The organism is Mycetocola reblochoni REB411 (assembly GCF_900163835.1).
GTDB classification, from domain to species: Bacteria; Actinomycetota; Actinomycetes; order Actinomycetales; family Microbacteriaceae; genus Mycetocola_B; species Mycetocola_B reblochoni.
In genome coordinates this window covers 15,166-39,228 of record NZ_FUKR01000050.1, presented here as the reverse complement: position 1 = coordinate 39,228, position 24,063 = coordinate 15,166, and the positions used below count along the sequence as shown (strand labels likewise).

The 24,063-nt window shown below is 66.9% G+C and carries 31 protein-coding genes; 3 read left to right on the top strand and 28 right to left on the bottom strand.

Going from position 1 to position 24,063, the window contains the following annotated elements; genetic code table 11:
* Positions 1-44: 44 nt before the first annotated feature.
* Complete coding sequence (locus FM119_RS08865) at positions 45-425, bottom strand: hypothetical protein (protein ID WP_087137313.1); 381 nt, start codon at positions 423-425, stop codon at positions 45-47.
* Positions 426-1,103: 678 nt separating this feature from the next.
* Here FM119_RS08865 and FM119_RS13660 point away from each other — a divergent pair.
* The 3 genes from FM119_RS13660 to FM119_RS08860 are packed head-to-tail and all read left to right on the top strand — an operon-like array spanning position 1,104 to position 1,977.
* On the top strand, positions 1,104-1,532 hold the full coding sequence (locus FM119_RS13660) for a hypothetical protein (protein WP_143822672.1): 429 nt from the start codon (positions 1,104-1,106) through the stop codon (positions 1,530-1,532).
* Positions 1,533-1,538: 6 nt separating this feature from the next.
* Positions 1,539-1,682 (top strand): hypothetical protein, encoded by a 144-nt coding sequence (locus FM119_RS13910; protein WP_179205278.1) that lies wholly within the window; start codon positions 1,539-1,541, stop codon positions 1,680-1,682.
* 52 nt (positions 1,683-1,734) lie between these two features.
* Entirely contained in the window at positions 1,735-1,977 is a 243-nt protein-coding gene (locus FM119_RS08860; protein WP_087137312.1) for a hypothetical protein, read from the top strand.
* A gap of 14 nt (positions 1,978-1,991) precedes the next feature.
* Here FM119_RS08860 and FM119_RS08855 read toward each other — a convergent pair whose 3' ends face one another.
* The 27 genes from FM119_RS08855 to FM119_RS08730 all read right to left on the bottom strand — a co-directional run bounded on the left by FM119_RS08855 (position 1,992) and on the right by FM119_RS08730 (position 23,974).
* A complete protein-coding gene (locus FM119_RS08855; protein ID WP_179205277.1) occupies positions 1,992-2,477 on the bottom strand; it encodes a GNAT family N-acetyltransferase in 486 nt (161 codons plus the stop codon).
* A gap of 19 nt (positions 2,478-2,496) precedes the next feature.
* The gene (locus FM119_RS13655) at positions 2,497-2,688 is read right to left on the bottom strand and encodes a hypothetical protein (protein ID WP_143822671.1); all 192 of its coding nucleotides are present in this window, start codon (positions 2,686-2,688) and stop codon (positions 2,497-2,499) included.
* Positions 2,689-2,834: 146 nt separating this feature from the next.
* Positions 2,835-3,137 (bottom strand): hypothetical protein, encoded by a 303-nt coding sequence (locus tag FM119_RS08850; protein WP_087137310.1) that lies wholly within the window; start codon positions 3,135-3,137, stop codon positions 2,835-2,837.
* Positions 3,138-3,160: 23 nt separating this feature from the next.
* Positions 3,161-3,436 (bottom strand): hypothetical protein, encoded by a 276-nt coding sequence (locus FM119_RS08845; RefSeq protein WP_087137309.1) that lies wholly within the window; start codon positions 3,434-3,436, stop codon positions 3,161-3,163.
* A complete protein-coding gene (locus tag FM119_RS08840; RefSeq protein ID WP_087137308.1) occupies positions 3,426-3,842 on the bottom strand; it encodes a hypothetical protein in 417 nt (138 codons plus the stop codon). The genes FM119_RS08845 and FM119_RS08840 overlap by 11 nt, the downstream gene beginning before the upstream one ends.
* Positions 3,839-4,564: a peptidoglycan DD-metalloendopeptidase family protein gene (locus FM119_RS08835; protein ID WP_087137307.1), complete on the bottom strand. Its 726-nt coding sequence runs from the start codon at positions 4,562-4,564 to the stop codon at positions 3,839-3,841. Before FM119_RS08835 ends, FM119_RS08840 begins: the two co-directional genes overlap by 4 nt.
* Positions 4,565-4,627: 63 nt before the next feature.
* Positions 4,628-5,524 carry a hypothetical protein gene (locus FM119_RS08830; protein ID WP_087137306.1) on the bottom strand — a complete coding sequence of 299 codons (897 nt, stop codon included), beginning with the start codon at positions 5,522-5,524 and terminating at the stop codon, positions 4,628-4,630.
* Entirely contained in the window at positions 5,521-5,751 is a 231-nt protein-coding gene (locus FM119_RS08825; protein ID WP_087137305.1) for a hypothetical protein, read from the bottom strand. Before FM119_RS08825 ends, FM119_RS08830 begins: the two co-directional genes overlap by 4 nt.
* Position 5,752: 1 nt before the next feature.
* Complete coding sequence (locus tag FM119_RS08820; RefSeq protein WP_087137304.1) at positions 5,753-7,855, bottom strand: Gp37-like protein; 2,103 nt, start codon at positions 7,853-7,855, stop codon at positions 5,753-5,755.
* Between the two features lie 10 nt (positions 7,856-7,865).
* The gene (locus FM119_RS08815; RefSeq protein ID WP_087137303.1) at positions 7,866-8,744 is read right to left on the bottom strand and encodes a phage tail family protein; all 879 of its coding nucleotides are present in this window, start codon (positions 8,742-8,744) and stop codon (positions 7,866-7,868) included.
* Between the two features lie 3 nt (positions 8,745-8,747).
* On the bottom strand, positions 8,748-13,286 hold the full coding sequence (locus FM119_RS08810) for a tape measure protein (protein ID WP_087137302.1): 4,539 nt from the start codon (positions 13,284-13,286) through the stop codon (positions 8,748-8,750).
* A gap of 13 nt (positions 13,287-13,299) precedes the next feature.
* The gene (locus FM119_RS08805; RefSeq protein WP_218778753.1) at positions 13,300-13,461 is read right to left on the bottom strand and encodes a hypothetical protein; all 162 of its coding nucleotides are present in this window, start codon (positions 13,459-13,461) and stop codon (positions 13,300-13,302) included.
* Between the two features lie 86 nt (positions 13,462-13,547).
* The gene (locus tag FM119_RS08800; RefSeq protein WP_087137300.1) at positions 13,548-14,063 is read right to left on the bottom strand and encodes a hypothetical protein; all 516 of its coding nucleotides are present in this window, start codon (positions 14,061-14,063) and stop codon (positions 13,548-13,550) included.
* An 89-nt stretch (positions 14,064-14,152) separates the two neighbouring features.
* Positions 14,153-14,698 carry a phage tail tube protein gene (locus FM119_RS08795; RefSeq protein WP_087137299.1) on the bottom strand — a complete coding sequence of 182 codons (546 nt, stop codon included), beginning with the start codon at positions 14,696-14,698 and terminating at the stop codon, positions 14,153-14,155.
* Positions 14,699-14,757: 59 nt separating this feature from the next.
* A complete protein-coding gene (locus FM119_RS08790; RefSeq protein ID WP_143822670.1) occupies positions 14,758-15,204 on the bottom strand; it encodes a phage tail terminator protein in 447 nt (148 codons plus the stop codon).
* Complete coding sequence (locus tag FM119_RS14230) at positions 15,188-15,367, bottom strand: hypothetical protein (protein WP_245827401.1); 180 nt, start codon at positions 15,365-15,367, stop codon at positions 15,188-15,190. Before FM119_RS14230 ends, FM119_RS08790 begins: the two co-directional genes overlap by 17 nt.
* A gap of 167 nt (positions 15,368-15,534) precedes the next feature.
* Positions 15,535-15,762: a hypothetical protein gene (locus tag FM119_RS08780; protein WP_087137296.1), complete on the bottom strand. Its 228-nt coding sequence runs from the start codon at positions 15,760-15,762 to the stop codon at positions 15,535-15,537.
* A gap of 101 nt (positions 15,763-15,863) precedes the next feature.
* Positions 15,864-16,253, bottom strand: coding sequence for a hypothetical protein (locus FM119_RS08775; RefSeq protein ID WP_087137295.1), 390 nt, complete (start codon positions 16,251-16,253; stop codon positions 15,864-15,866).
* 58 nt (positions 16,254-16,311) lie between these two features.
* Complete coding sequence (locus FM119_RS08770) at positions 16,312-16,536, bottom strand: hypothetical protein (protein WP_087137294.1); 225 nt, start codon at positions 16,534-16,536, stop codon at positions 16,312-16,314.
* A gap of 2 nt (positions 16,537-16,538) precedes the next feature.
* On the bottom strand, positions 16,539-17,543 hold the full coding sequence (locus tag FM119_RS08765) for a major capsid protein (protein WP_087137293.1): 1,005 nt from the start codon (positions 17,541-17,543) through the stop codon (positions 16,539-16,541).
* Between the two features lie 18 nt (positions 17,544-17,561).
* Positions 17,562-18,104 carry a hypothetical protein gene (locus tag FM119_RS08760; protein ID WP_087137292.1) on the bottom strand — a complete coding sequence of 181 codons (543 nt, stop codon included), beginning with the start codon at positions 18,102-18,104 and terminating at the stop codon, positions 17,562-17,564.
* A gap of 434 nt (positions 18,105-18,538) precedes the next feature.
* The gene (locus tag FM119_RS08755) at positions 18,539-20,077 is read right to left on the bottom strand and encodes a phage minor capsid protein (RefSeq protein WP_087137291.1); all 1,539 of its coding nucleotides are present in this window, start codon (positions 20,075-20,077) and stop codon (positions 18,539-18,541) included.
* A gap of 19 nt (positions 20,078-20,096) precedes the next feature.
* Complete coding sequence (locus tag FM119_RS08750) at positions 20,097-21,620, bottom strand: hypothetical protein (RefSeq protein ID WP_087137290.1); 1,524 nt, start codon at positions 21,618-21,620, stop codon at positions 20,097-20,099.
* 114 nt (positions 21,621-21,734) lie between these two features.
* The gene (locus FM119_RS08745) at positions 21,735-21,923 is read right to left on the bottom strand and encodes a hypothetical protein (RefSeq protein ID WP_143822669.1); all 189 of its coding nucleotides are present in this window, start codon (positions 21,921-21,923) and stop codon (positions 21,735-21,737) included.
* Positions 21,920-23,215: a PBSX family phage terminase large subunit gene (locus FM119_RS08740; RefSeq protein WP_087137288.1), complete on the bottom strand. Its 1,296-nt coding sequence runs from the start codon at positions 23,213-23,215 to the stop codon at positions 21,920-21,922. The genes FM119_RS08745 and FM119_RS08740 overlap by 4 nt, the downstream gene beginning before the upstream one ends.
* Positions 23,205-23,705 (bottom strand): helix-turn-helix domain-containing protein, encoded by a 501-nt coding sequence (locus FM119_RS08735; RefSeq protein WP_143822668.1) that lies wholly within the window; start codon positions 23,703-23,705, stop codon positions 23,205-23,207. Before FM119_RS08735 ends, FM119_RS08740 begins: the two co-directional genes overlap by 11 nt.
* A 32-nt stretch (positions 23,706-23,737) precedes the next feature.
* Positions 23,738-23,974 (bottom strand): hypothetical protein, encoded by a 237-nt coding sequence (locus tag FM119_RS08730; protein WP_087137286.1) that lies wholly within the window; start codon positions 23,972-23,974, stop codon positions 23,738-23,740.
* Positions 23,975-24,063: the final 89 nt, after the last annotated feature.

The window sequence follows — 24,063 nt, the reverse complement described above, 5'->3', positions numbered from 1 at the left end:
GGTCCGGGGTCCGACGTCCGTTCAGCGGTCGTGACGGATCAGGGCTAAACCCACTCGACCGTTTCGGCGGTGAAGCGGAGCGGGGCCTGTGGTGTGCTGCGACCCCGTGCGGGCACCGGCAGGATCTCGTTCTGCAGGACGTGGTCGGCGCGGTCCTGGCTGGAGAAGCCGGGGAAGTTCTTTTGCAGTTCCGCCTGTGTCCACGCCTGGGAGAATAGTGGCGAGGCCGCGTCTGCGCGGTACAGCGCGACCACGGTTGCGGGGTCGCAGGTCGTGACCTCGGTGCCGACCCAGACCAGGTCGGTGTATCGCGCGACGGACTCGGCGAGGGCGGCCGCGAACGCGTCGAGTTTGAGGCTGTCGTCCTCAGCGGTCGTGCCGTGATCGTAGTCGTTCCACCACGGGGGTCGAGGCGCCTGTAGCAAGCCGTGTAGGTCATCACCTCAGCCGTAGCTGCGTCAGCGGTGCCGTACTCCCAGTCGCCCGCTTCTCGTAGACCGCGGGCTTCCAAACTGTGCGCCTGATGGTTTGTGCTTCTTCGCGAGGGGTTTCGTTGTTGAGCATGAACCAGCAGCCACCGATGTTCTAACGAGTACCTCTTCGAGGGTTCGCATCTCGATGACCTCGGATGCTCTCGCGAACGACGGGTCCCATGGCTACAGTAACGACGAAAGCCCCGATCGGAACGTGTTAAGAACGCGTTCTGATCGGGGCTTTAGCTGAGCCGGCTACGGGACTTGAACCCGTAACCTTCCGTTAGATCAGCGGGCTGACGGTGGATCTGGTCGAGACGAGGGGAGCCAAAATGGCCCGGTTTTACAGCGATCGCCGTGCGTCCCTGTTCCGTTGCGACTGTGACAACTCGGTGGACTCATCGGGTCATCGTGTCTGAATCGTGTCGGCGCTGTCCTCGTCTCCCTCCTCTCTCCTGCGGCGTTCCGCATACTCGGCGACTGCGATCGCGGCTATCTCTCCAAAGCGTTCCCAGCTCATGTGCTTACTCCAATCTGTCGACGAGGCGCGCCAGGGCCCCGTCATGGGGGGATGGTAGGCCAGGCAGGCGATAGCCTGTTGTGACACGCAGCTTTCACAAAGGGACCCCCATGCGCAAAATTGCCTCGACAGCAGCGTTAGTGCTTGTCGCATTCTCCTTGACTGGATGCGCACAGACGTCCACAGTCGCCGAGGACAGCCAGCCGAACGAGGGTGTGAACGTGCGTGCCTGCGACGGCTTTGCCAAGGCGTTCAATGCTTGGCGGGACACTGATCGCCAGTTCGCAGGTGCTACACCAGACGAACGCCTATCTTCGCGAGAAGCAGTATTTGGGCTTCTCGACGAGGCGTCACTGGAAGCATCTGGAGACGTCAAGGAGCGTATGAACGCTGTGCTTGACGCGTGGCCGGCTGATACGACGGACCTCGTTTTGGTTGCCTCAGACGCTCGAGATGAAGTCAACACGCCGCTGAAGCGAGTTGCTACGGCTTGTAGTGCGGCAGGCGCAAGCGTCGAGCTGACCCCGTTCAGTAAGTAGACGTTGATGCGTGTTGAGGTGACGGTCGCCCCGTCGGGCATCCGCGAGATCACCGTCGAGGCCGACAACTACGAGGCCGCGAAGGAACTCGCCGAAGCACAGATACCAGACGGGTGGCGCCCGCTGCAATGGATGGTCGAGCGCGACTGAACGTCAGCCGTCACCGGTAGCGTCACGGATCGTGGCGCAGCACTGGACCCCCATGAGCTTGCTGACGGAGTTCCCTCCCGGTCAGTGGCTCGTCGCCGACCGTGACCGGCGCATCGCGATCATCCGCACCGTGACCGTGCGGGACCGGAAGCTGTACCGTGCCGTGACCTACGCCGCCGAGTCCGAGGGGCGGTCCCTCATCGGCTACTTCCCAGACCTACGCATGGCCGCCGAGGTCACCTGGTCGACGTGGACGCGGCACCAACGACAAAACGCGGGGCACCCACCGAAGTGAGTGCCCCGCGAGGTCTAGCCATCTGCAAGCATCCAGAAAACGTAATCGGAGTCTTTGCTGACCGACCCGCCCGGTGCAAATCCCGCCTTCTCGAAAAGCCCCTTACTCGGGTCGTTGCTCTGGTGGATTCGCGCTACGAGCTCGTCTGCGTGGTTGTCGTCACGAAGCTTGTTGAAGAGCTCTACAGTCTTCTCGAGAGACTGGGCCCCGAGGCCCGTTCCCTGAAACTCACGATGGGTCGCTATCAAGAGGATCGCCAAAGTTCGTTCCTCACGCGAGAAGAACAGTTCCGAAACGTGGGCAAGCCTTCCATCGACATGCCCTAGCCGAATCAAGTCATTCGTGTCGCGTCCATGCGGGCGGATGTTCCGAATGGCTGACTGAACTTCTAGCGCCCACGGCTTCGGATGGTAATTGCCGCGGTACTTGTCGTGCAGCTTCTTCGGAGGAGTAGTACAGACGAACTGCTGTAGCTCGTGTGAGTGATGCGGCTTAGCCAAGCTCCAAGCTGCTTCTTGCTTAACGGGCCCCACGGTTAGCGCGGAAGGCTTTCATCAACCGCCGTTCTTCAGGGGTGATGCTCCTTCGTCCGGCTACGGCCCGGTACTTTGCGGCGTAGGCGTTACGCTCGCTGTCGGTGAGGCCGTCGTTGCCGACGTCCTCAAGAGTGCTTGCCCTAACGAGAGCGTTGAACTCACTGGTGGTAGCCATGGGCCGATTATGGCACATTTGACCAACTTGCACCTGTTTGGCGGAATGTGTACTCGCTGAGCGGAACCCTTACACAAAATGCCAACAGACGCACGTTGACGGCACCGCGGGGTGCTCGCCGAAGCGGGCGCCCCGCGAAGACGCCGCTACTCGCCGCGCGGCGCAGAGCCGAACGGGGTCCAACGTCGCAGCCAAGCGTCGACGCCGGGGATCGCCATGACCCGCGACACGACGGACGCCGTGGTCGTGATGAACGCGGCCGCGCCGAGCAGCCACAGCCGCAGGCCCTCAGGCACCTGATCGCCGTAGCCCTCGAGCACGGCCGTGATGACCTCGGGGAGGATGACGACCAGGCCCAGCAGTGCCGGGACGCCGACGGCCAGCGCTGTGCGCCAGGCACGCTGCGCGGGGAACCAGATCGTGTCGGAGGTGGTGGTGTGCTTTGCCATGATGTGTCCTTCGTGGTTGTGGGTCACCGACGGAGGTCGTCGGGCCAGGGCGGTGGGGGTGGCGGGTTGCCGTTCGAGATGTGCAGGCGCAGCTGCTCGATGTAGTCGTCTCGGGCGCGCTCACGCTTGAGCAGGCCGCCGATCTGCTGCGCCTGCGTGTTGGACTGTTCCTGCAGTTGCTCGATGAGGTTGTTCTCGCGGCGGCCGCTGTTGTTTGCGAGCGCGGCGCCGATGGTCGCCAACGCTCCGATCACTGCGACGGCTGCGGTTGCGAACCATCCGTAGGCTTCACTGGGCATCGTCCCTCCGTGCTGTTCGTGCGGAGAGCGCGGCGATGATCGCGGCGGGCCCGAGGTAGGTCAGGGCGGACAGCCACTCGCGGGAGCCGGGGCTGACGAGGAGCGAGAGGCCCCAGCCGAGTGCGTAGGCGGCACCCCATGCGGCCATGATGCCGACGAGTAGCCCCCAGGCGAGGGCGTCGTTCGGGGAGAAGGCGCGCAGCGCGCAGACGATGCCGATGCATAGCCAGATGCCGCCCCACACCTCGATCGAGAGCGCAGTGGCGAGGAGCTGCAGCCCGCCTGGTAGTTTCTCCGGGACGTCGCCGGCGATGGGCAGGTAGCCGAGCCCGCGGGTGAGGCAGTACACGGCGCCGGCGAGGAGGCCGGCTCCGCGGAGCCCGTTCAGGCGCGGCCGGCTGTTCATGCGTAGATCCGGTTCGCTGCGTTGATGCGCTTCTGCAGCGCCGTGACGGACTGCTTGCCCCACTTCCCGTCGACGGTCACGCGGAGGCGCTTCTGCCAGGCGCGGATCGTCTGCGGGCCGAACCGGCCATCCTGGGCGACGCCGAGGGACTTCTGCAGCGCCTTGATGGACTGCGAGCCCCAGGCACCGTCGACCTTCACCGCGAGGGTGCGTGCGAGGACCTTCTGAACAGCCGTGATGGTCTGCTTGCCCCACAGCCCGTCGACGACGACGCGGGACGCGGCGGCGCCGGCAGCCGACCCGGTGACGTGCTTGTACGTGCCGCGGTACTTCGTGAGGTTCCGCGGGTTGACCTTGCGCCCGCCGACAACGAGCTCGAAGTGAAGGTGCGGGCCGGTGGACGCGCCAGGCTGGCTGGTGTGCGCGATGATCGCGCCCTTCGGGGCCGAGCGAGGGGCGGACGGCACCGACGCCGGCGTGACGCCGTGATACCGGGTCTTGAACGGGCCGTGGTCGTACTCGAGCCAGTTGCCCCAGAGTGGGTGCGATCGGCCGGATGCGGACAGCTTGCCGTCTGCGGCGAGAGGCACGGGTGTGCCGAGGCCGACGCCGAAGTCCATGCCTTCGTGGTTGTTCCAGAAGCCGCCGTTGAGGCTGAGCCATCGGCGCCCGAACTCGGACGTGACCCGGGACAGGGAGAAGGGGAAAGCGGGGGTAGACATGATGCTCCTTTCGGGGGCATGAGAAAGGCCCCGCACAGTGGCGGGGCCGGTCAGGTGACGGGGTCAGGCGCGGATGTAGGTGCTGCCGAGCGAGACCTCCCAGCCGCGGGGGATCGTGGACCCGCCCGCGACCGCCGTGAGTAGTCCGCGCCCGCCCGGGTAGATCGCACCGGTAGTGACAGGGCCGGTGCCGATCGTGCTCATTGCGGCGGCACGCCACGGACGCCACCCGTCGGGGATGTTGAACATGTCCTCGTTCACGATGTTGCCGTGGGACGGAACGCTGATCGCGGCACCGGTGCGGGTGATCCAGAACGCCGCCTGGACGATGCCCATGTCGGCGTAGAGGGTTCCCTCGACAGACCATCCGGACACGGCGGCGGACGACGGCAGGGAGAACGTGGTCCGCAGCGACGCCCGGTAGGCGTCCATCATCTTCTTGAACCCTGCCGTGGTCGCGGCGCCGGCATTCGAGAGCCGGTTCGCGAACGCGAGCTCGTTGATACCGCCCATGATCGGGTTCGCCGGGCCGAGGTGCGTGCTGCCCACGTTGGTCTGTCCGGATGCGACGTTCACGTCTCGCAGGCGAACCTCCCAGATGCCGTTGAGCTCCTGGACGAGTGCCGGGGCGACCGGTGTCCCGGTGGTGGCGACGCCGGTCTTCACGGCGAGTTGCACGATGGGGGACAGGGCGCGGTTCAGTCGAAGCACGACGGTGTCGATGCGCTTGTTCCCGGTCGATGGTGCTGCGGCGATCGCGAGCGTCTCGGTGGCGTCTGAGATGCAGGCGTGCCCTCGGACGTAGGCGAGCCCGGCGGCGACTTGCACGGTCATGCCTGAGGCGTTCGCTGTGACGGTGAACCCGTTCGCGGGTCCGTTGTCGGTGATCGTCTCGAAGTAGCGCGACCACTGTTCCTCGGTGACGAGCTGGCCGGCCTTGGGGTATGCGGTGATGGTCATGCGGTGGGCTCCTGTCTGGGGGGCTCGATGGCGAGCGGCGCCGCTGGTTCTGGCGGTGCCGTGATCTCGGTGATGGCGGTGCGGCAGACGCCGCAGATGATGGAGTCGCCGTAGTCAGCCGGGATGATGAGGTCCAGGCCGGCGTTGCTGCAGGTCGCGGAGGTGCACCTGACGATGACGGCAGGGACGCGAAGCGTCTCCCCGTCGCGGTCGATCTCGATGAACATGTCAGCCTCTCTCCATTGCGATCCAGCGGACGCCCGTGTTGGTGGAACCCGAGCGCCTCAGCACGATCTGGAAGGACGTTGCGGACTCGTTCGACACGGACACCAGTACGTACTGCGGCACTCCCGTCGCGGGGCCCGCGACAGTCGACGGCGTGGTCGAGAATCGCCCCGCGGGGTACGCCACTGTGACGGTTGTCGGCGTGCCGGGGGCGACAAGCACGGTGCCCGCTGCCATCGCGAGCCGTGAGGACTCCGCAGCTTCCAGCGTCGATACGCGCACTTCGAGGTTGTTGAGTCGGGTCCCGGCGTTGGCCGTGGCAGACGCGGTGCGTTCCACAGCTGACGTCCGGGACTCAAGGTCCGCGAGCCGCGCCGCGACGACCTCGGCCTCGTCGTAGCCGACACTGTCGCCGACCGTCGCCGTGACGAGAACGCCCTCCGCCGCGATCATGAAGTTCACCTCAGTGATCTCGGCGACCATCTCCACGCCGGCGACGTCGACCGCGACAAGCGAACCGAGCCACCAGTCGATGCCGGCGCGTGCAGCAGCACCATCGGCCGGCACGACCTTCACCGATGTGACCGTGTCGCCGCCGTCGGCGAGCTCTTCGTCGCCCGCCTGCGCCATCTCCGTTGCGGTCTCTGACCCGCGCGCGTCGATGACTCTCACGCGGCGCCGCCCCCAACGCGTCGCAGCGGCCTCCGACGTCGCCGTGGTGCGGCGGATGACCGTGCGGCGCACCGTCGTCTCGTCCTCTGGCCCCAAGACCAGGACTTCCGTCGCGGCAGGCGCGGCCGAGGTGGCGGACGTGGAGTCCAGGTCGCCGTTGTACACCGACATGCGCACGTGCGCTGCCGCGTCAACGGGTGTATCAACGGCGAACACGAGCTGTCCGTCATCGTTCTGGAACACGTCGAACACGAGACCGGAGACCCGCCCGACGCCCTGTAGGAGCTCGAGGAGGCTCTGCCATTCCCCGGTGCCTTCGACCGTGCCGCCGCGCCCCTGGTCCAGGGTCAACGTCAGCCCGGTGAGGCGGCGTGCGGTGGGCGCGGTCGGGCCAATGTTGTCCGACACGAACGCGCGCATCAGCGTCTCCGCTGCACCCTTGCGGTAGTCCTTCGTCTTCGACTGCATGCCCGGGGCGGCGTTCGACGGGTCCGGGTAAGCGACGTCGTCCTCAAGGATGTGCATGTCCGTGCACCCGGTGAAGGTCCACGTGCCGCCGGGGTCGTCGGTGGACTCGTCCAGTGCTCGGGTTTCGACAGGGCCGGACACCGCCCGCCCTCCGGGGAGGACGGTGCGGATGCCGGCGCCGTCCTCCGCGAGCAGCTGGGCGGACCGGTTCAAGACCTCGTTGCCGTCGTCGTCGAGGACGCGCGCCGGCAGCACCGCTGTCCACACGCCGGTGGTGTTCTTCCGCGGGCTGATCGTTACCGAGTCAGCGCCGGCGAGGAGGCCGACCCGGTTGCGGTTGCGGTCGCGGATCTCCACGGCCGGGACCTCGTACGTCGGCGCGGTGGGCACCTCGTCACGGATACGCGCGACACTCGCTGACCGGCCCGGCTCGCCAAGCCATGAGCTCTGCCACATCGGCGAGGACGAGAAGTCACCCGCGAAGAACGGGGTAGCCTCCGACCCCTCCTCAAGCTGCACGGCGGCGATCTCGACTCGCCGAGGCCCGGCCTCGCTCGTGGGGTCAGCTTCCAAGTACGCGGCCATGGCCGACGAGGTGCCGATGCTGATCGTGACCACCAGTCGGGTCCACTCGCCTTGCGGCACGATGAACGGCGTCATCATCGTGTTCCCGCTGGCAGTGGTGGTGATGCGGATCTCGCACTCGATCGACGCGCGTACGTACAGCGAGAGCGTCACCGCCCCCACACCGGCCGGCAGCCATGCCGACAACGGCCCGCCGAACAGCGCGAGCCCGGTCATGTTGAACTGACCCATCGTCGCCAGCGAGGCGAAGCTCATCGTCCCGAACGGGCCGTTTCCGTCCTTCACCTGGCCGACGGTGCCTACCAGGACGGTGGGCTTCGGCTGGGGGACCGTCGAGTCGAACGACATCATCGGGTCCTTGTAGAAGTTCGTTCTCTGCATGAGTCCTTCCCTAGAACACGCTGCGATACGCCGGACGGAACCGGCCTGTAATGCGGGAGCCCGACGCCTGGCCCGTGACCGTGGCGCGCACCTGGCGGACACCCGCCGGCATCGATGGGAATCGTGGAGCCGGGCCGATCTTCGAGTACGCGTCCCCGCCGGACCCGTCCTGAACGGTGAACCCGCCCGCCTGCGACGCCCGGATGATGACAGCCTCAGCGCTCGTGAGCGCTCCGATGACGAACCGGTCGCCGCCCACCGTGATCTCGGCGCGAGTGAACGGGCCGACGGCCTCCCACTCGAGCGGCACCGCGACGTCGCCCGGGTTCGTCACGGTGAGCTCACCGGACGGTGCACCCGCAGTCAGCGGGATCGTCGCCAGGTTGGTGAGCAGCGGCACGCCCTCGAGCGGTGGCGTGATCGCGAAGTCACGCGTCTCCGTGTCCCGCCAGTACGGCTTCGGGGCCGTCGCGGTGAGGTCGAACACCGTCCACCGCTCGCCCGTCTCCGTGTACGTCTCCTCGAAACCGGAGGTCACGTAGAACGGAAGCTCGAGCACCCGCCCGGTCGCGTACGTGGCGCGCAGACGCGGATAAGGCAAGCCCGGTTGCGCATGCGTCGCAGCCTCGAGGCGGCGCTGCTTGTCAGCCATGTCGAAACGATCCACCGCGTCGATACCGACCGGCAGATTAAACGAACGCGCCTGCACCCGGAAGTTGCGCACGATCAGCCCACCGCCGGCGGAATCCCGCGCATTGACGTCGACGCCCGGCGCCCCGAACCCGACGACCCCCGTCATGAGACGGAAGTCGCCGGGATCGTTCACGCCGGACGCGAGAGGCACCACATCGCCGACAGGGGAGACGATGACGAACTCGATGCCGGCCACGCCCTACCTCCTCGTCCGCATGCGTGCCCGTGCCGCGTACGCGCGCCGTGTCAGCCGTGTGAGCTGCTGCTCATCGCTGATCGGCGCCGACGACGGAGCGGCGTGGTAGTTGACCTGCATCGTGTCTCCTTTGTTCGTGATGTTCGGCGCGGGCGACGACGTCAACGGTGAACCCATCCGACGGTTGACCTTCTCCATCAGGTCGATGTTCCGGGCTCGCATCGACGGCTTCCCCGAGATGTATGCCTCCCAGCCCGTCTCCGGTTCCGCCCAGAGGATGTTCTGACCGCCGGTAGCGATCTGAGACACCCGTGGGCCACCGTTCGCGAACGCCGTGATCATGCCGCCGTCTGCGAACGCCAGTCCCTTGCCGGAGTTCAGCGCCTTCGACATCGCCTTGATGAGCCGATCCGTTTCCTTGCCCATGCGGGCCTGGACAGCCTTCGCGTCCTTCTTCGCCTGGTCGGCAGCCCTCTGCGCGGTCTTCTGCTGCGCCTCGGCCTTCTTGATCAGCGAGGCGTAGTTCGCATCCGCAACGGTCTTCCCCGCCGCGTTCGACTGGGAGTTGATCGTCTTGTACGCCGAGTTGATGGCGTTGCGGTCCGCGGTCGACGCCTTCAGCAGGGCATCCGCGACGGGCTGCCCCTCCTCGACACCGAGCTCGGCAACCTCGGCGAGGAACCCCGGCTGGTAGCCCTTCTTCTGCAGTTTCTTCAACGTGTCGGCGAACTTCTTGATCGCCGCCGCGCTCTTCTGCATCCCGGACTTGATCGTCGATGCGGTCGGCTTCGTGGTCTTCTCGACCTCGCGCGTCTCGTAGTACGCGTTCCGGCCGGTGCCGACCTGGCGAGTCTCCTGCACCTTCTCGGTCTTCACCGCGCCGATCGTGCCGAGGTCGTAGAACCGGCGCACCGCTGACGCCACGGACGACGCCATCGACGCCGCCGCAGAGCGGAGATCCGCGAGCTTGTCCTTCGCCTTCGACAGTGCCGTCGTCGTTCGGGTCACGGCCTTCTCCGCCTTGTCCGACTGCTTCTCGAGCTTCAGGAACTGCTTCTCGGACGACAAGCCGGTGCGGCGCAGCGATGCCGCCGAGCGCTTGCCCGACGTCTCCGCGAGCCGGAACACCTCGTCAACGAGCGACAGCCCGTTGCCCTCGCGGCCGGCGGCACGGTTCTCCCCGCGCCGCTGCGCCTGGTTCCACGACGAGCGGATGCCAGACACCCCGGACAGGAGCCGCTTCTGGTCGTCGGTGAGCCCGCCCTTGGCGAACGCCGTCACGCCGCCCTGCCTGGCGCCGGTCAGCCCGCCGTTGGCGAACATCGCGACACCGCCAAGACGCGCGGCGGCTTCCTCGAGGATCTTCCGGTTCCGTGGCTCCTGACCTGGTCGGCCGGAGACGTACGCCTCCCAGCCCGTTTCCGGTTCAGCGAACTTGTGGATCGCACCCGGCCGGCCGGCGTAGATCCCGGTCGGGAAACCACCGTTCGCGAAGGCCTGCGCCTTGCCGCCGTCGAACAGATTCCCGTTCCGGGAACCCGGGCCCTGCAGGATCAGCGGCTTACCCGCGACAGGGTCCGTGTACGCCCGCTGAATCTCCTCGACTCGGGTGACGCGGATCGTCGCCGTGTAGCTGCGGTTCGCGACCTCGGCAATCTGGTTGCCCGCGGTCTGGGCTCCCGTCTGTGTGACCTCGATGCGCCCGTCAGGGAGCTCCTGCACCTTGAACCCGAGCGCCTCAAGTTCCGCCCGTGCGCCAGCCGACGGCGCGTCGATCTTCAGCGACTTGCCCTCGGGCAGGTTCAGGACATCGGCGCCAAGCCTCAGAACCTCAAGGCGAGCTGCGTCCACGGTCCCGTCACTCGAAACCGCGAACGCGACCTGCGAGGGGAGCAAACCGAGCTCCTGAGCAAGCGTCGCCAGCTTCTTGCGGACCTCCTCATCGCCCGTGAACGAGAGGATGAACGCCTTCTCCTCTGGCTGGCCAACCCACTGGTCAACGAGGCCCTGGATCTGCTCTTTCGAAAGCCCCGCCGCCTCGCCAGCGGATCGAATGGAGTCGACGTACCCCTGAACGGCGGACTCGGCGTCTGCCTTCGTCCATGCCTCGCCCGACTCATCTGCCGCGTTGACCATGGAGACAAGCGCGTTGTCGGCGTTGTCTCGCAGGTTTGCGAAGCTCTGGTAGAGCTGGTCTCCGGATTCCGTGGTGGTGTCGATCGCGCCGGCCGAATCGATCAAGGTTGAGGCGAGATTCTTGCCGTTCTTGTCCGTCTCGGACAGCGCCTCGGAGATGCTGCGCGCGCTCTGGTCAACTGCGCGCTGCGCTTCCGCAGCGGACATGGCACCACCGTTGAGGAGATCGAGCGCCTGCCGCATCGCGTTGATGCGCTCCGTCGCCGTGTTTGTGCTGTCCGAGGCGATCCCTACGGCGGTAGCCCAGTCCTCAGCAGCCCTGGCCGAGTCGGTCATCGCCGCCCGGGCAGCCCGGTGCTTCTCCGCATCAGCACGCATCTTGTCCTGCGACTCACCTAGCTGAGAGTCCACGGCGGAGAGGGCGTCGAGGAGTTTCTGCGCGGCCACCGCTTCTTCGGTCATCCCCTCGGTGAGGTAGACGCGACCGCCGGCCCCGGCCGAAACCTCCTTGGTCTGAGAGGCGATCTCCTTGAGGTTCGCAACGTACTCGTCGAAAGCTGGCCCTCCCTTGACGAGGGAGTCAGCGAGCACATCGGCGTCAGCCCCGAGGTCCTTCAGCACCTTCTCGACCTGCTCGCCGCTGATCGCGTCGAACTTCTCCTGCAGGTTGGTCGAGATCTGCTCAGCGGTGGACTCGGTAACCGCACCGGTTTCGGTGAGCGTGTCCTGCAGCGCGCGAATCTGCTCCTTCGACTTCTGAGCAGCCTCACCCGCCGACGTGAACGCGCCGACGACCAGGCCAGCCGCGATCGAGATGCCCGTCAACGCCAGACCGACGGGGTTCGAGAGGAACGCCCCCTTGAGCGCGTTCCCGAACCCCGTGACCTTCGTTCCAGCGACTGCGAAAGCTCCACCGGCCGCAGCAGCCTGACCGCTCATCGCGCCCAGAGCGGCTTGCACCTTCATCTGGTCGCGGAACGTCTGCAAGGCGGTGTTCGCAGTCTTCAGCCCCGCGCCGAGCATGCCGGAGTTGCGAGACAGCGCGAGGAACGCTGCCGCCCCCAACAGCACCGGCCCGGGGATCTTCGCGAGAACGTCAGCGACAGGCTTCGCGACCGAAGCAACAGCTTCGAGACCCGTCGCCACGATCGGCAGTGCAGCGTCGAGCGTGCCCGAGAGCGTCCCTGCAAGCTCGACCGCGGCCGGCAGCAGCGGCTCGAACGAGGAGAGCACATCACCGAGTGCCGAGCGCACCTCCGGCGACGCCAGAGCGATCGCAGCCAACGCGGTCGGGATCGGCGCCAAAGCGGGAACGAACTGCCTCAGCACCGGGATGCCCTTCAGGAAGCCGGTGTTCATCGCCAGCACAGCGCCAGCAACACCCGCGACAGCGGGCGCGTTGTCGCCGATCCCATCGAGGAACGACTCGATACGGCCCGGGTCGAACGACTTGACCGACACCTTCATCGCGTCGAGCTGCTTCGTGATACCCGCGAACGCGGTACCGCCGCGCTTCTCCACGACGGCCATGACCGCCGGGACCTGCTTCTCCACGGCACGGAACACGTCAGCGACCTGGTTTCCCCAGGCCACCGCCATGCCGCCGCCCTGCTTCGACACGAACGGTTCAGCGATCGCCGCACCGATGTCGCGCGTCGAGGCCTTGATGCGGTCGCGCATGCCGTCGTACGTGTTCTTCACGTTCGCGGCGGCACCGTCGAACTTCGTCTGCATCCCCGTCGTCAGAGCGGTGAGCGCCTCATCGGCGCCCAGCGTGCCCTTGGTGATGGACTCCCGGATCTCGGCGCCGGTCTTGCCCATCTGCGAGCCGATGATCGTCGCCGCGTCGATACCGCGACCACCGAGCATGTTCAGGTCCTCGGCGGTGATCTTGGCCGAAGACTGAATCTTGGCCATGATGTCGACGATTGCCGAGATGGTCTCGTTGTTGCCGCCGACCGCCGCGGTCGCGTCCTGCACCGCGCCGAGGATCGGGATGACGTTCTTCGCTTCCACGCCGAAGCCGATGAGCTGCTGCTGCGCCTGGATGAACGTGGCCTTCGAGAACGGGCTGTTCTTCGCGAACGCGTCGAGCTTGTCCATCTGCGCGTTCGCCTGCTTCGCGCCACCCATGAGGGTGTTCATCGCCGCACGCGAAGACTGCTGCAGCGCGTTGTACGCGGTACCCGTGGCGATGATCTTCGACGTCAGACCGACAGCGGTCGCCGCGGCCGCGCCGGTCGCGAGCGATGCACCCCGGAACGCCCCGGACACCGCCCTCCCCGCCGCATCCGCGGCACGCTGCGTGGCCGTGAACTTCTGGCCGGTGTGGTCCAGGCCACGCGCGACCGCGTCCTGCCCATCGAGTCGGATAGTGGCGACGAGCTCGCCAGCGTTGAACGCCATCGGCGGGCCTCCTCTACTGCTTGGTGAGGCCGTCGATCACCGCCCGCAACCGGGTCTCAGGGAGATCGAGAAGGCCGAGAATGCGGGTGATTGCCCACCGCCACGGGCGGTCGTTGCGGGCGAAGAGGTCGAGGTCGTCGATGCCGTAGACCTGGTGCAGGTCAAGCGCGGTCACCTCGGACCAGGTGCGAAACACCTCGACCCACACGTCACGGTCGGTGAGTGTGGGTCGAGGCGGTTCCGTGTTGTCGGCGGGTGCCGTCAGCCCTCGGAGGGCGTCGAGGTACCAGTCGGGATAGTCGTATCGGGGGTACCGTCCTGTGACGGGGTCAGGGACTCCAACGCCCCACTGAGCAATGTCCCCAGCGCTGCGGAAGCCTGAGAGAGGTCGTGCTCGTTCAGCAGGGCCTCTCGTGCTTTTGGGACCGTGACCCGGGGGTCGCCGGCGATGATGTCGCGGACGAGCTGCATGCCGCCGCCCTGCACGTTCCACATGACCGCGGCGTTGATGACGGTGTTCGACTCCTCCGCGCGGAGCTCCTGCAGGGCCTCCCACGCGGTCGGCCCCACGGCACGCCGGGCCATGGACTCGGCGTTGCGTCCGAGCTCCTCGATGCTGTCGGCCTCGCCGAACACCACACCGACGTACTCGGCGAGCAGCAGGGCGCCGTCGCGCACAGGCAGCGGCGGGACGGTGATGGTGACATGGTCGGGCTCGGCCTGGTCGCCGATCGTGAAGACGAGTGAGCGGCCACGCTCGAAAGCGGTGATGGACATGCGTGTTCCTCCTGAAACGGTGCGGATGAGTGGATGTGTGGTGCAGGACCGGGGCCATCCACGAACCCCGGCCCTGCAGTCAGCGGGTGCTACTCCCCGTCGGGGTCGATGGCGCCCTCGTTGGAGTCGCCACCGGGCGCCGTCGCGGGGTTCTGCACCTTCACCCGGTCGCCCTGGCCGGTGAGGGTGATCGAGTAGAACTCGATCTCGCCCTCGGGGCCCGTGTTCTGACGGGTGACCTCGACGGCCGCGGTGCCCTGGTACGCCAGCGACGCGACACGTGCGTGGTAGTACTGGAACCAGATGAGGTTCTCCGCACCGATACCGTCAGCGGCGGCGAGGAGCAGTTCGAGCTCGGGCTGCAGCGACCCGTCGTCCCCGATGATCGGGAGGACGTTGAACTGGGCCGTCCAGTCCTCACCGGTCTTGCGCTGGGCCGTGTTGCCCTTGTTCGCGTACGTGGTGACGTTCGCGAGCTTCGGCGGCGCCGCCGGCGCGAAGTCCTTGAAGTCGGGCACGTTGATGAACGAGGACGGCACGACACCGGTCGTGGCGTACTTCGCGATGTCGAGGATGTACTCGTGCGACGCGAGGGTGTCACCCGCGGTGGGCTTGATCTGATCGAAAGTGGTCATGCGGTTCGCTCCTTAACTGCGAAAGCCCCGCACGATGGCGGGGCTGGTGGGGTGTTCCGTTACGCGGGGTCGCGTACCGGTGGGAGTGGGCGCAGGCCCACGAACCCGAAGCTCGATACGAACTCGGGCCGGTCGTCGGTGTTGCCGAGGGGGCCCGCGGAGATCCTGCGGACGCTGGTGACCTGCACAGTGCCGAGCCGCAGATACAGGCGGCGGTGCAGCAGTGCGCGCAGCTGGTCCATGACAGCGAGGCCGGCGAACGGGTCTTCTCCGCACCGCCACCTGACCTGCAGTCGCGTCTCCGCGATCTGCGCATCGGTCGGGTCGGTGCTGCCGTAGTAGCTGATGCACATCGCGGTGCCCGTCTCTGGCATGGTCTGAAAGACGATGCCGAGCTCGTCATCGGCGTAGGGCGCGTCTGCCCGGTACGTGGCGATACCGGCCGCGCTGATGTGCTCGGCAAGGCCAGACATCAGCGCGGGCACGTAGCTATCCTCCGGTGGCACGGCGCACCTCCGTTGCAATGAGCTCCTGCAGCGTCCCGCGGTTCTCCTCGAGGGGACCCTCGAGGTACTTCGCCTGCCCCTCCGAGTGGTGAAAGTCGAGCCGTTCGTGCTGGATGACGGCGTAGGGAGTGTCGTACGACACCGTCGCTTCGAGATCGCTCACCGTGGCAGGCTGTACCGACGCTGAATCTTCCAGGTCTCCTCTGTCTACCGGCACCAGTGGGACGGACTGTCCGCGCAGGAACTCCGCCGCCTTCGTCAGCCCGGAAGCCGCACCCACCGCGGACAGCTTCGCGAACTCGTCCCCACGCCACCCTGAGGTCTGAGCCATTACTCCAACCTCCAAGCCAGGTACTCGCCGACCTGCGGATGCTGCATGTACTCCGTCGTGATGAGCTTCGCCGTGCGCTCTGCCGGCTTACCGGTGTGCACCGTCACGATCGACCCGGGGTCCGCGTGCGGGCCCGGCTCGAGGTACACCGTCGTGGAGGACACGACCTCACGGCCGTCCTTGTCTCGCACCAGGCGGGTCTTCTGCTCCACCTGTGACCGCTTCACCGGTACCGGGTCGGTGTAGATGGGGCCGCGTGGGCCTGTGCCGGTGAACGGCTTCACCGACGTGCCCCGGTGCGGCAGGAGGCGGCGGGGGATGCGGCGGGTCAATGGTCGACCCTGACGACAAGGCCAGCGACGCGCAGAGCCGTGACCGCGGCCGCGGGAGTGCGTCCGGTACTGCCGGACGCCCCCGTGCCACCGCCGAGCGACAGCGCCCCGAGAGACACCGCCCCGCCGGCAGCGGCCGCGCCGGAGATGTCACCGGCGTCGTCCCACCACTCAACGAAAGCGCACGTGGCGCGTGCGAGAGCGGAACGCACAGACGGGTCGGTGGGCTGCTCGTTCTCGTCGACCGCATACACGGCGCCGACGAGGAGGCTGTCGACCTCCCGGGATGCGCGCGCGAGCAGCGCATCGAGCAGGTCAGGGTCCGGTTCCGCTTCGCTGCCGAAGCTGTCCCAGTCATCCCGGGTGGCGTAGACGGGTTCGCTCATGGTCGCCTCCTGGCAGGCCAGGGGAGGGGCCGACGTGGTGTCGGCCCCTCCCAGGTGGTTACTCGGCGACGGGCGGCGTCTCACCCTCGGCGGGCTTGCCCTCGTCGGCCTTCGGGTCGGCCTTCTTGCGTGCCGGCTTCACCTCGACGGTGTAGCCCTGCCGCTCGAAGTACGACAGCGCGGCCTGCGGGATCTCGCCTTCAGCCTTACCGTCGGCGAACGTCACACCGGCCACAGAGCCGGTGAACCCGGCCACGGGCGCGGTCACGGTTGCCTTCGCCATGGTCACGCCACCTTGATGTTGCGGAACACGGCCGCGGCCTTCGTGGCCTTCAGCGCGACGGACACCGGGCCGAGCTCGACCTCGCCCTTCTTCACCGCACCAGCGGTGGAGAAGTCCGGCAGCCACGTCTGCGCGAGCTGCCCGCCCGCCGTGGACACACCGTGGAAGCCGTTGAGGCCGACACGGTAGGCGTACAGGTCCGTCAGACCCGTGACCTCTGCGCCGTCGACGGTGCGGGTGCCGAGCTTCACGATCGGGTCGTTCGATCCCGCCTTCGCGCCAGCGTCGGCGAACACGATGCCGCCGTACGTCTCGCGCTCGATCGGGCGACCGTTCGCACCGACCAGACCCTCGACGGGGTCCTTCGTGTACATGCCGGCACGGCGGGCAGCCGCACGAACCCGGGCGAGGGCCTTCGCGTTACCGACGATCACGGTCGGGGCGCCGTCGAGCAGCGACAGGAACTCGTCGATGACGTCGAGCGCCTTGTGCTCCGCACGAGCGTCGGTGTCGAAGTCGGACCAGTCCGTGACCTGGCCTGCACGGAACTCCGTGTCCGACCCGGTCAGGGCCTTGTCGAGACCGTCGAACCCGTTCGCGTCCACCGCGACGTCACCGTTGATGACGAGGTCGGCGAACTTCGCGTTCGTGGCCTTCACGAGCTGGCCGATGTTCAGCGAGATCGAGCCGGACGCGGCCGGGCCGATCTTCGCGAGCACACGGTCGACCTCGAACGCGCCACCGAGGACGCCGAGCTCGGTCGTGAAGTGCTTCGTCTGCACATTCTCAGGCGTGTACTCCTTGTTGAACTCACGAGTGTTCGCGTTGGCCTGCGTGACCAGGCGACGGTACCCGTAGGTGAGGGTGGCGCCGCCGCCGGCAGGGTTGACGGCGTCGTCGAAGATCAGCGAGTCGGCGATCGCACCGGACTTGCGGAACTCGTCGATGACCGACACATCGAGGTCGGTCTGAGCGTTGAGCTTGGACTCAGCGAGGGAGATAGGCATGGTGCCCCTTTCAGATTGTTAGCCGCCCAGCGCGCCGCGGACGGCGGCGTCGAGCGAGAGTGGTTGTGCTGCGGGTGTGCCGCCCTGGTGTGCTCCGCCGTTCCTCGACGGGATGACCGGGCCGGTCTTGAACGCGGCGTTGGCCTCCATCGCTTCGGTGATGAAGGCCTTCACGGCGTCCGGGTCGCTGGGATCTACCGCAGCGAGCTTGGATTCGAGAGCGCGGGAGTCGAGGATCGCGGCGGCGTTCGCGCCGAGGCCCTGCGATGCGAGGATGACGGCGTTCTGCCGGGCGAGGGTGTCGCGCTCGGCGGTGACGGCGTCGCGCGCGGTGGCGGCTTCGTCGCGCTCTTTCGTGAGTGTCTCGGCGGCGATGCGGCGCTGCTTGGCTTCGTCGCGGAGCTCCCGGATGTAGTCGTCGGCGTCGCCCTTCACCTTGACGGGCTCCGGCGTGGGCGCCGGGGCGGCCTGCTGCGGCGCCGGAGACGTCGGCTGCGGCTCGACGGGTGCAGGCGTCGACTCGACGGGGGGATCGCTTGGGGCGGGCGTGACTTCGGACATGTGAGCCTCCTGCTCTCGGTGGAACCCGACCGCCCTCGTGACAGCCGGGGAGAATGGGCCCGCCCCGCACGGAGAACGCATCTCGACATACGGGGCGGGCGGCTCGTTTCGTCCACGGCTGAGCTGGCCGACGGAAAGACGCATGACAGGGCGCCTCGGACGGATGGTCGGGGGTGACGCAGGGACGCCTCCGCGTTCGGAGAGGCCGCATCATGGGTCGCCCTTCACGCGTACTACGTGTTGACGTCGCCCCCGGGCATAGAAAAAGCCCCGGACCGTAAGGCCAGGGGCTTCAAATAGTGGAATGAAGGGACCCGGCTAAGGCTGCACGTTGGTACTGCCCGCCGGGTCCTGTTTCGTTCATGCCATGGGCGGGAACGAGGAACCCGGCTGAGGCTGTGCGTACAGCACTGCCCGCCGGGCTCGCCACCAGTTTAACTCCGGTGGACGTGAATAGGAACACCGTCCTTGCCGATGAAGATGAGCTCCGTCACCTTCGGGCCAGACCGAAGACGCCGGGTCGCCTCAGCCAATGCGTCAGCATCGGGAATCGGGCTGCGTGACATGTCGAGCACGAGACGAGAACTCTGACGACCAGCTCGACTGAATTGGTGGGCGATCGTGTTCTTCCCTGACCCAAGCGGGGCCTTGAACTCCCAGATCTCCCCATCCATCAGCACGTCCGGGTTCTTCACGCCCGGCTCGAACGACAACGGCCGGAACTCCACGTCATGCCCGTACCTGGCGAGAACATCCGCCGTGGCACGCTCATGGCCCTCGACGACAGCGCCGTCGGGCACGCGAACCGCGCCGGTCCTCGACGGCGCGGCGTTCGGCGCGGTCAGTCCCTGCCCATCTGAGAAGTGCAGCTGCTCCCGGTAGTTCCGCCGCGTCACACCCGTGCGCTTCACATGCTCCCGCACATCGGCCTGCGCCTCGAGCACCGCCGCGCGAGCCTCTGCCCGGGCGGCAGGCGTCGGCGCGGTGACCTCGTCACGCTTCGCCGACCGCACCTCCCGCTCGAGCGCACGCAGTTTGTCGCGCGCCTCAGCCTTCGCCGGATCAGCAGCACTGACCGGCGGTGCAGGCAGACCGGGCATGACGGGCAGCATCGTGTCCCGGCAGTTCGGGTGCTGCAGCCCTGCCGCACGCGCCTCCTCGAGGGTCGCATCCACGGCGACGGACACCATGCGATCCTCAAGGGCGTGCTGCACGAGGCGCACACCCGTGACACCGTCCGTCGACAGGGTCTTCCCCGCCCACGCCGAGCACCGTTCGCACGCATCCACCGCGACCGACGGGGTGACCAGGTTGATGCCCGACTGCTGCATCCGGTACACGCCAGCATCCGACCAGGCCCGGTTCACCGCTGTGCGGGTCGCCATCTCTGCGTAGGAGCCGATGCGCCACCGCCTGTCCGCCCTGTCGACGAACCCTGTGATGCCCTCCGACAGGAACTTCGACACGATCTGCGCCTGCGTCACCCGCAACGTGGACGTGCCGCCGAGAATGTCAGGGCTGATCGCGGCCACGATGCGCTGGTACTCATCCGACGGGTACCGCAGGATGCGCAGGTGCAGCGCTTCGAGCTTGTTCGCCAGATCCATGGTGAGCATGAGTCCGGCGTTCGCCGACGTGGTGGTGTACCCGACCGTGCGAGGCAGGTGCTTCGCGAGGTCGAGCCAGTCCGCCGCGGCCACAGTGCCCTGCGCTGTGGCGATGCTGATCACCGACGCAGCGAGCGTGCGGGCGTTCGTGCCGCCGAGCGCGGCACGGGCTTCCGCGTCGAGCTCCTTCATCACACGGGCCCGCTCCGTCAGGTCCGGGTACTGCTCCAAGCCCTTGCGGAGGCGACGGGCGAGCTCGGCCTGCAGCCGCGCCTCGATGCCCGTGTAGTGCGATGCCAGCGCGGCAGCGAGGTCTTCGATCAGCTGCGCCGGGTCAACATCCGGGTTGGGGAGGAACTGCGGCACGGTGGCCTCCTCCCAAACGTCAGAACGTCACACCGGCCGGGTCGACCATTCGTGAGGACTGCTTCACCGCCTCGATCGCTTCGACCTCCTGCGTGACCCGCGCCTCATCCCAGTCAGGATTCGCACGCGCCACGAGCGTCTGCGTGGACGCAGCCCCCGCCGCGGAGAGCAACTGCACCACACGCGCACCCTTCTCCGGGTCAATCTGCGACACCTCAGGGAACACGACCTGCGGCAAGTCGAACCGTCCGCCGCCCTTCCCCGGGAACAACAGCCCGTCGACCTCGAGCGCGGTCGCTGACTGCTCAGCGATCGCCGCCCGGTCGAACAGGGCCTTCTTGTCACGGGTCCGCTCCGACGCCTTGTTGCGGTCCTCGACCTCCGTCGCGGTGGCCTGCGACGACGAGTTGTACTCGCCCCACACCGAATGCGAGTAGCCCGCATGCCGCAGCAGCTCCTTGTACAGCCCGTACAGGGTGCGCTCGTGCTCCTCGACACGGATCTTGAACTGCACCACGTCGAGCTTGCCGGCACCGTTCGGGTCGCCGGGGGAGTTGATGCCGACCATGAACTCACGCGACTCGTCGAAGAACGCACCCTTACCGCGCCCGTTGGACTGCAGGTACGCGTCCGGGACGATGACCTTCCCGCCGGCGAGCTTCAGGTCACGCATCCACGACGACCACGTCTCGTCAATCGCATCGAACAGCTGCAGGGCGCCGGCGAAGTCAGACCGGCCCGCATGCGCAAGCTGGCCGCGCTTCCGCCACGCACGCGACGGCATGTTGATGTTGTACGACGCCGTCAACCGGTCGATGCCGGTGAGCATCCGAGAGTCTCCGTCGACGAGCAACGCCAGGTGCTCCGTCTCCGGGCGCTCCTGCAACGGCACACGCCGCCCCAGGTTGTCCGCCGTGCCGAGGTAGAGGGCGTGCTCGATGAACCCCGGCTGGTGGTCCTCCACATGCCGGTACACGCGCTGCCCATCCCGGTGCTCTGTCCACAGTGCGAGAGACGCGAGCTTCCCGGACCGGAACGTCGGGATGACAACGTCAGCGGCTGCACACTCCAACCAGGCGTGGTCCGCGATGTCCGTGTCCCACCGGGTGACGAGCGCGGTCGCACCGAAAACGGACTTGAGCTCACCCATGGTGTTGAACATGGCGTGTGCGTCGTCTGAGTTGCCGATGACGTCAAGCCTGGCCTGCGCCTTCTTGTCCTCCACGCTGAGGGTGACCTCGGGCGGTTCGGAGAAGATCAAGTCCGACGACAGCGTCGCCAGGTCAGACGGTGCCGGAATGTGCACACGAGTGCGGTGCTCGCCGGGCGGCACGGGGCGACCCCAGAACATGCGCGACACAGCACCGACGACACCGCCCGTGTGTAGTTCGCCCCGGTGCGTGTGCGTCGCCTGTCCCTGACGGCGGTAGATCGCCTGCAGGCGCTTCGTGTCGCCGAGGTACCAGGCTTCGTTCTCCGCGTACGTCGCATAGGCGTGGTCCCACGGCGACGGCGGCCAGGACGTGTTCTCACGAGGCAGCATGCGGCACCTCCTCGGCGTACGGCACAGTCTGAGACGGGCGGCGGTCGTGGGGGCACAGCATCATGGCCTTCGCGGACCACCAGGAACGTCCGCACTCGCACTCGAACCGGTCACTCATACGGCCCTCGCGGCGGCACGCAGTAGCCGCTTCAGTTCGCGGCGCTGCCGGCGGAAGTCCGCGGTCACCGTGCCGTCCGCGGCGGTGTCGATGCTGAGCTCGACCGTGCCGACGATGACGGGCTCGTCCTTGCCGGTGTCGATGAGCACACGCCACGGCTTGATGTTCAGTGCTGCGACCATCATGCGGCCTCCTTGTCGGTGTAGTTGATGTACGGGGCCCAGAGGTTCCGCGAGGACCGCACCGCATACCGCAGGGCATCCATGAAGTGGTCATCGCGCTTGATCACAGCGTCGACGCCCTTCTCAGCAGCCTTCGGGTCCCACTGGAACTCCGTGATCTCCTCGAGCACGCCCGCGCACCGGTCGGACACGATGAGGCGTCCCCGGTCCAGGAGCGCCCCGACGTCACCGATGCCGGCTGACACGTCGTTGTCTGCCGCCCACGTCGTCGTGCCGAGCTCGCGCATGCGGGTGCGTAGCGACGCGGCTGACGGGTCCAGGAACACGTACTCAGGGAGCGGGTTGCCCTCCGGGTGGTGCCTCTGGGGGAGCCAGTCGATGATGTTGCGGGCGAGGTAGTCATCCGAGACTGTGCGGCCGTGGTTGTCACGGGATGAGTACGACCACTCGTCCAGCAGCACCAGGCGGGGGATCTCCTCGGCAGTGAGGCCGAGCATCACTGCGGCGGTGGTGTTCGTGGTTCCGTAGTCGGTACCGACACTGAGGACACGTTCGATCGGTGGTAGATCGCCCCAGGGAACAACGTGCTTCTCTGCGTCCCACATCGAGTACACGGCGCCCTCAGCGTTCGTCCACAACCCGCGGATGAAGCGGTCGTAGAACACACCAGCGAACGCGGCCTTCTGCTCGGCAACGTACTCCGGCTCCAACGACGGGTTGTCGTCCATCGTGAAGTGAAAGTGGATGAGGCCCTTCTGCTCGGCCTTGAGAATCCACTTCTTCCGCAACCAGTGGTTCTGAGAACCGGGGTTCGTCGTCGCCATGACACGGGCGCCGGGGACACGGAGACGCGTGTACAGCATGTCCCAGAACCCCTCAGGCAGGATCGTGAGCTCGTCAACGTAGGCGAGGCCGATAGTCGATCCGCGGATCTTCGTCTCCGAGGTGCCGTCGTTCGCCCCGTACACGAGAACTTCACGGCCGAGGATCGTCGCCGTCTTCGCCCCCTGCGTGTAGGACACATGCTTGGCCAGGTCGCCGAAGATCGCAGGGTCAGTGAGGAGCTTGAACACGTTCGCGTACACCGTGTCGAGTGTTCGACCCACGATGACGATGTTGCCGCCACGGGGCGCACGAGGCACAGCCATGAGGAACGCCCACAGCGACGAGAACGTCTTCCCAGACGACACGGCCCCCGACCACAGTGCGACCTTCTTGTCGCGGCAGTGAACGATGGACCGCATCTGCGACAGCGACATTACGTCTGTGACCTGGCCGAACGCGTCACGCCCCATCAGGAGTGTCCGTGGTGCGGAGGATCGACTCGAACGCGGTCTCGAGCTTCTGCAGCGTCGACACCGGGCCGGACACGTCGGGGTCGCGCTCCACGATGCGGGACGCCTTGTCGAACGCGATACCAGCCGTCACGATAATCGAGCGTTTCACCTCGACCGGGGGAGACGCGAGGGTGTGCTCCTCGTACGTGTTGTCCTTCCCGCCGAAGTTGTACACCAGGTACGGGGAACCGATGCTGTCCAGCATGCCCTCAGCAGCGGTAGCCATCTTCCCCACCAGACGAAGACGAGCAGCAGCGAGATCCACCGTGTGAGCCTCAACCGCACGCTTCGTCCGCGACCGGTCGAACACGAGCCCCTCACGCTTCGCCCACCGGGACACGGCGGCGGGGGAGATCCCGATGCGCTTCGCGATCGCGTTGCAACCCAGCCCCTCGGCGTGAAGGCGACGCGCCTCCGCACGCATTTCGTCGGTGAATGTTGTTGCCACTGTTCACCTCCGGGCGGGGTCGGTGCCGGCGGTTACTGGGTGTCGGCGAGAGGAAGTGGGGTGCCGTGAGCTCTGGTGTGCGAGTCCCAGGCGTATGCGGTGTCGGGTACTGCGTGGTGACATTCGCTGCATGCGACGTATCCGGGGACGGGGGTGTCGTTGATGGTGAGGGCGTCAGGGTGGGGGATGGGTTCGCCGATGAGTTCGGTCGCTTCGTACTCGTCGGGCTTGGCGAGGCTGTAGTGCGTGGCGATCTTGGGAATGGTCATCGGGCTCTCCTGTCGGCGGCTGTGGGTAGCGTTGAGGCGTAGGCGAGTGTCTGCCTCGTCGGGTATCGGCGAGAAGCAAAAGGGGGAGC

Bases quoted from the DNA above. Each gene is read 5' to 3' on its own strand.
- FM119_RS08810 (WP_087137302.1), bottom strand. From the start codon at position 13,286: ATGGCGTTCAACGCTGGCGAGCTCGTCGCCACTATCCGACTCGATGGG.
- FM119_RS13910 (WP_179205278.1), top strand. From the start codon at position 1,539: ATGCGTGTTGAGGTGACGGTCGCCCCGTCGGGCATCCGCGAGATCACC.
- FM119_RS08830 (WP_087137306.1), bottom strand. From the start codon at position 5,524: ATGACCATCACCGCATACCCCAAGGCCGGCCAGCTCGTCACCGAGGAA.
- FM119_RS08845 (WP_087137309.1), bottom strand. From the start codon at position 3,436: ATGCCCAGTGAAGCCTACGGATGGTTCGCAACCGCAGCCGTCGCAGTG.
- FM119_RS08840 (WP_087137308.1), bottom strand. From the start codon at position 3,842: ATGAACAGCCGGCCGCGCCTGAACGGGCTCCGCGGAGCCGGCCTCCTC.
- FM119_RS08745 (WP_143822669.1), bottom strand. From the start codon at position 21,923: ATGATGGTCGCAGCACTGAACATCAAGCCGTGGCGTGTGCTCATCGAC.
- FM119_RS08770 (WP_087137294.1), bottom strand. From the start codon at position 16,536: ATGGCGAAGGCAACCGTGACCGCGCCCGTGGCCGGGTTCACCGGCTCT.
- FM119_RS08850 (WP_087137310.1), bottom strand. From the start codon at position 3,137: ATGGCAAAGCACACCACCACCTCCGACACGATCTGGTTCCCCGCGCAG.
- FM119_RS08800 (WP_087137300.1), bottom strand. From the start codon at position 14,063: ATGTCCATCACCGCTTTCGAGCGTGGCCGCTCACTCGTCTTCACGATC.
- FM119_RS08860 (WP_087137312.1), top strand. From the start codon at position 1,735: ATGAGCTTGCTGACGGAGTTCCCTCCCGGTCAGTGGCTCGTCGCCGAC.
- FM119_RS08820 (WP_087137304.1), bottom strand. From the start codon at position 7,855: ATGCAGAGAACGAACTTCTACAAGGACCCGATGATGTCGTTCGACTCG.
- FM119_RS08740 (WP_087137288.1), bottom strand. From the start codon at position 23,215: ATGGGGCGTGACGCGTTCGGCCAGGTCACAGACGTAATGTCGCTGTCG.
- FM119_RS08765 (WP_087137293.1), bottom strand. From the start codon at position 17,543: ATGCCTATCTCCCTCGCTGAGTCCAAGCTCAACGCTCAGACCGACCTC.
- FM119_RS08750 (WP_087137290.1), bottom strand. From the start codon at position 21,620: ATGCTGCCTCGTGAGAACACGTCCTGGCCGCCGTCGCCGTGGGACCAC.
- FM119_RS13655 (WP_143822671.1), bottom strand. From the start codon at position 2,688: ATGGCTACCACCAGTGAGTTCAACGCTCTCGTTAGGGCAAGCACTCTT.
- FM119_RS08730 (WP_087137286.1), bottom strand. From the start codon at position 23,974: ATGACCATTCCCAAGATCGCCACGCACTACAGCCTCGCCAAGCCCGAC.
- FM119_RS08795 (WP_087137299.1), bottom strand. From the start codon at position 14,698: ATGACCACTTTCGATCAGATCAAGCCCACCGCGGGTGACACCCTCGCG.
- FM119_RS08835 (WP_087137307.1), bottom strand. From the start codon at position 4,564: ATGTCTACCCCCGCTTTCCCCTTCTCCCTGTCCCGGGTCACGTCCGAG.
- FM119_RS08760 (WP_087137292.1), bottom strand. From the start codon at position 18,104: ATGTCCGAAGTCACGCCCGCCCCAAGCGATCCCCCCGTCGAGTCGACG.
- FM119_RS13660 (WP_143822672.1), top strand. From the start codon at position 1,104: ATGCGCAAAATTGCCTCGACAGCAGCGTTAGTGCTTGTCGCATTCTCC.
- FM119_RS08825 (WP_087137305.1), bottom strand. From the start codon at position 5,751: ATGTTCATCGAGATCGACCGCGACGGGGAGACGCTTCGCGTCCCTGCC.
- FM119_RS08775 (WP_087137295.1), bottom strand. From the start codon at position 16,253: ATGAGCGAACCCGTCTACGCCACCCGGGATGACTGGGACAGCTTCGGC.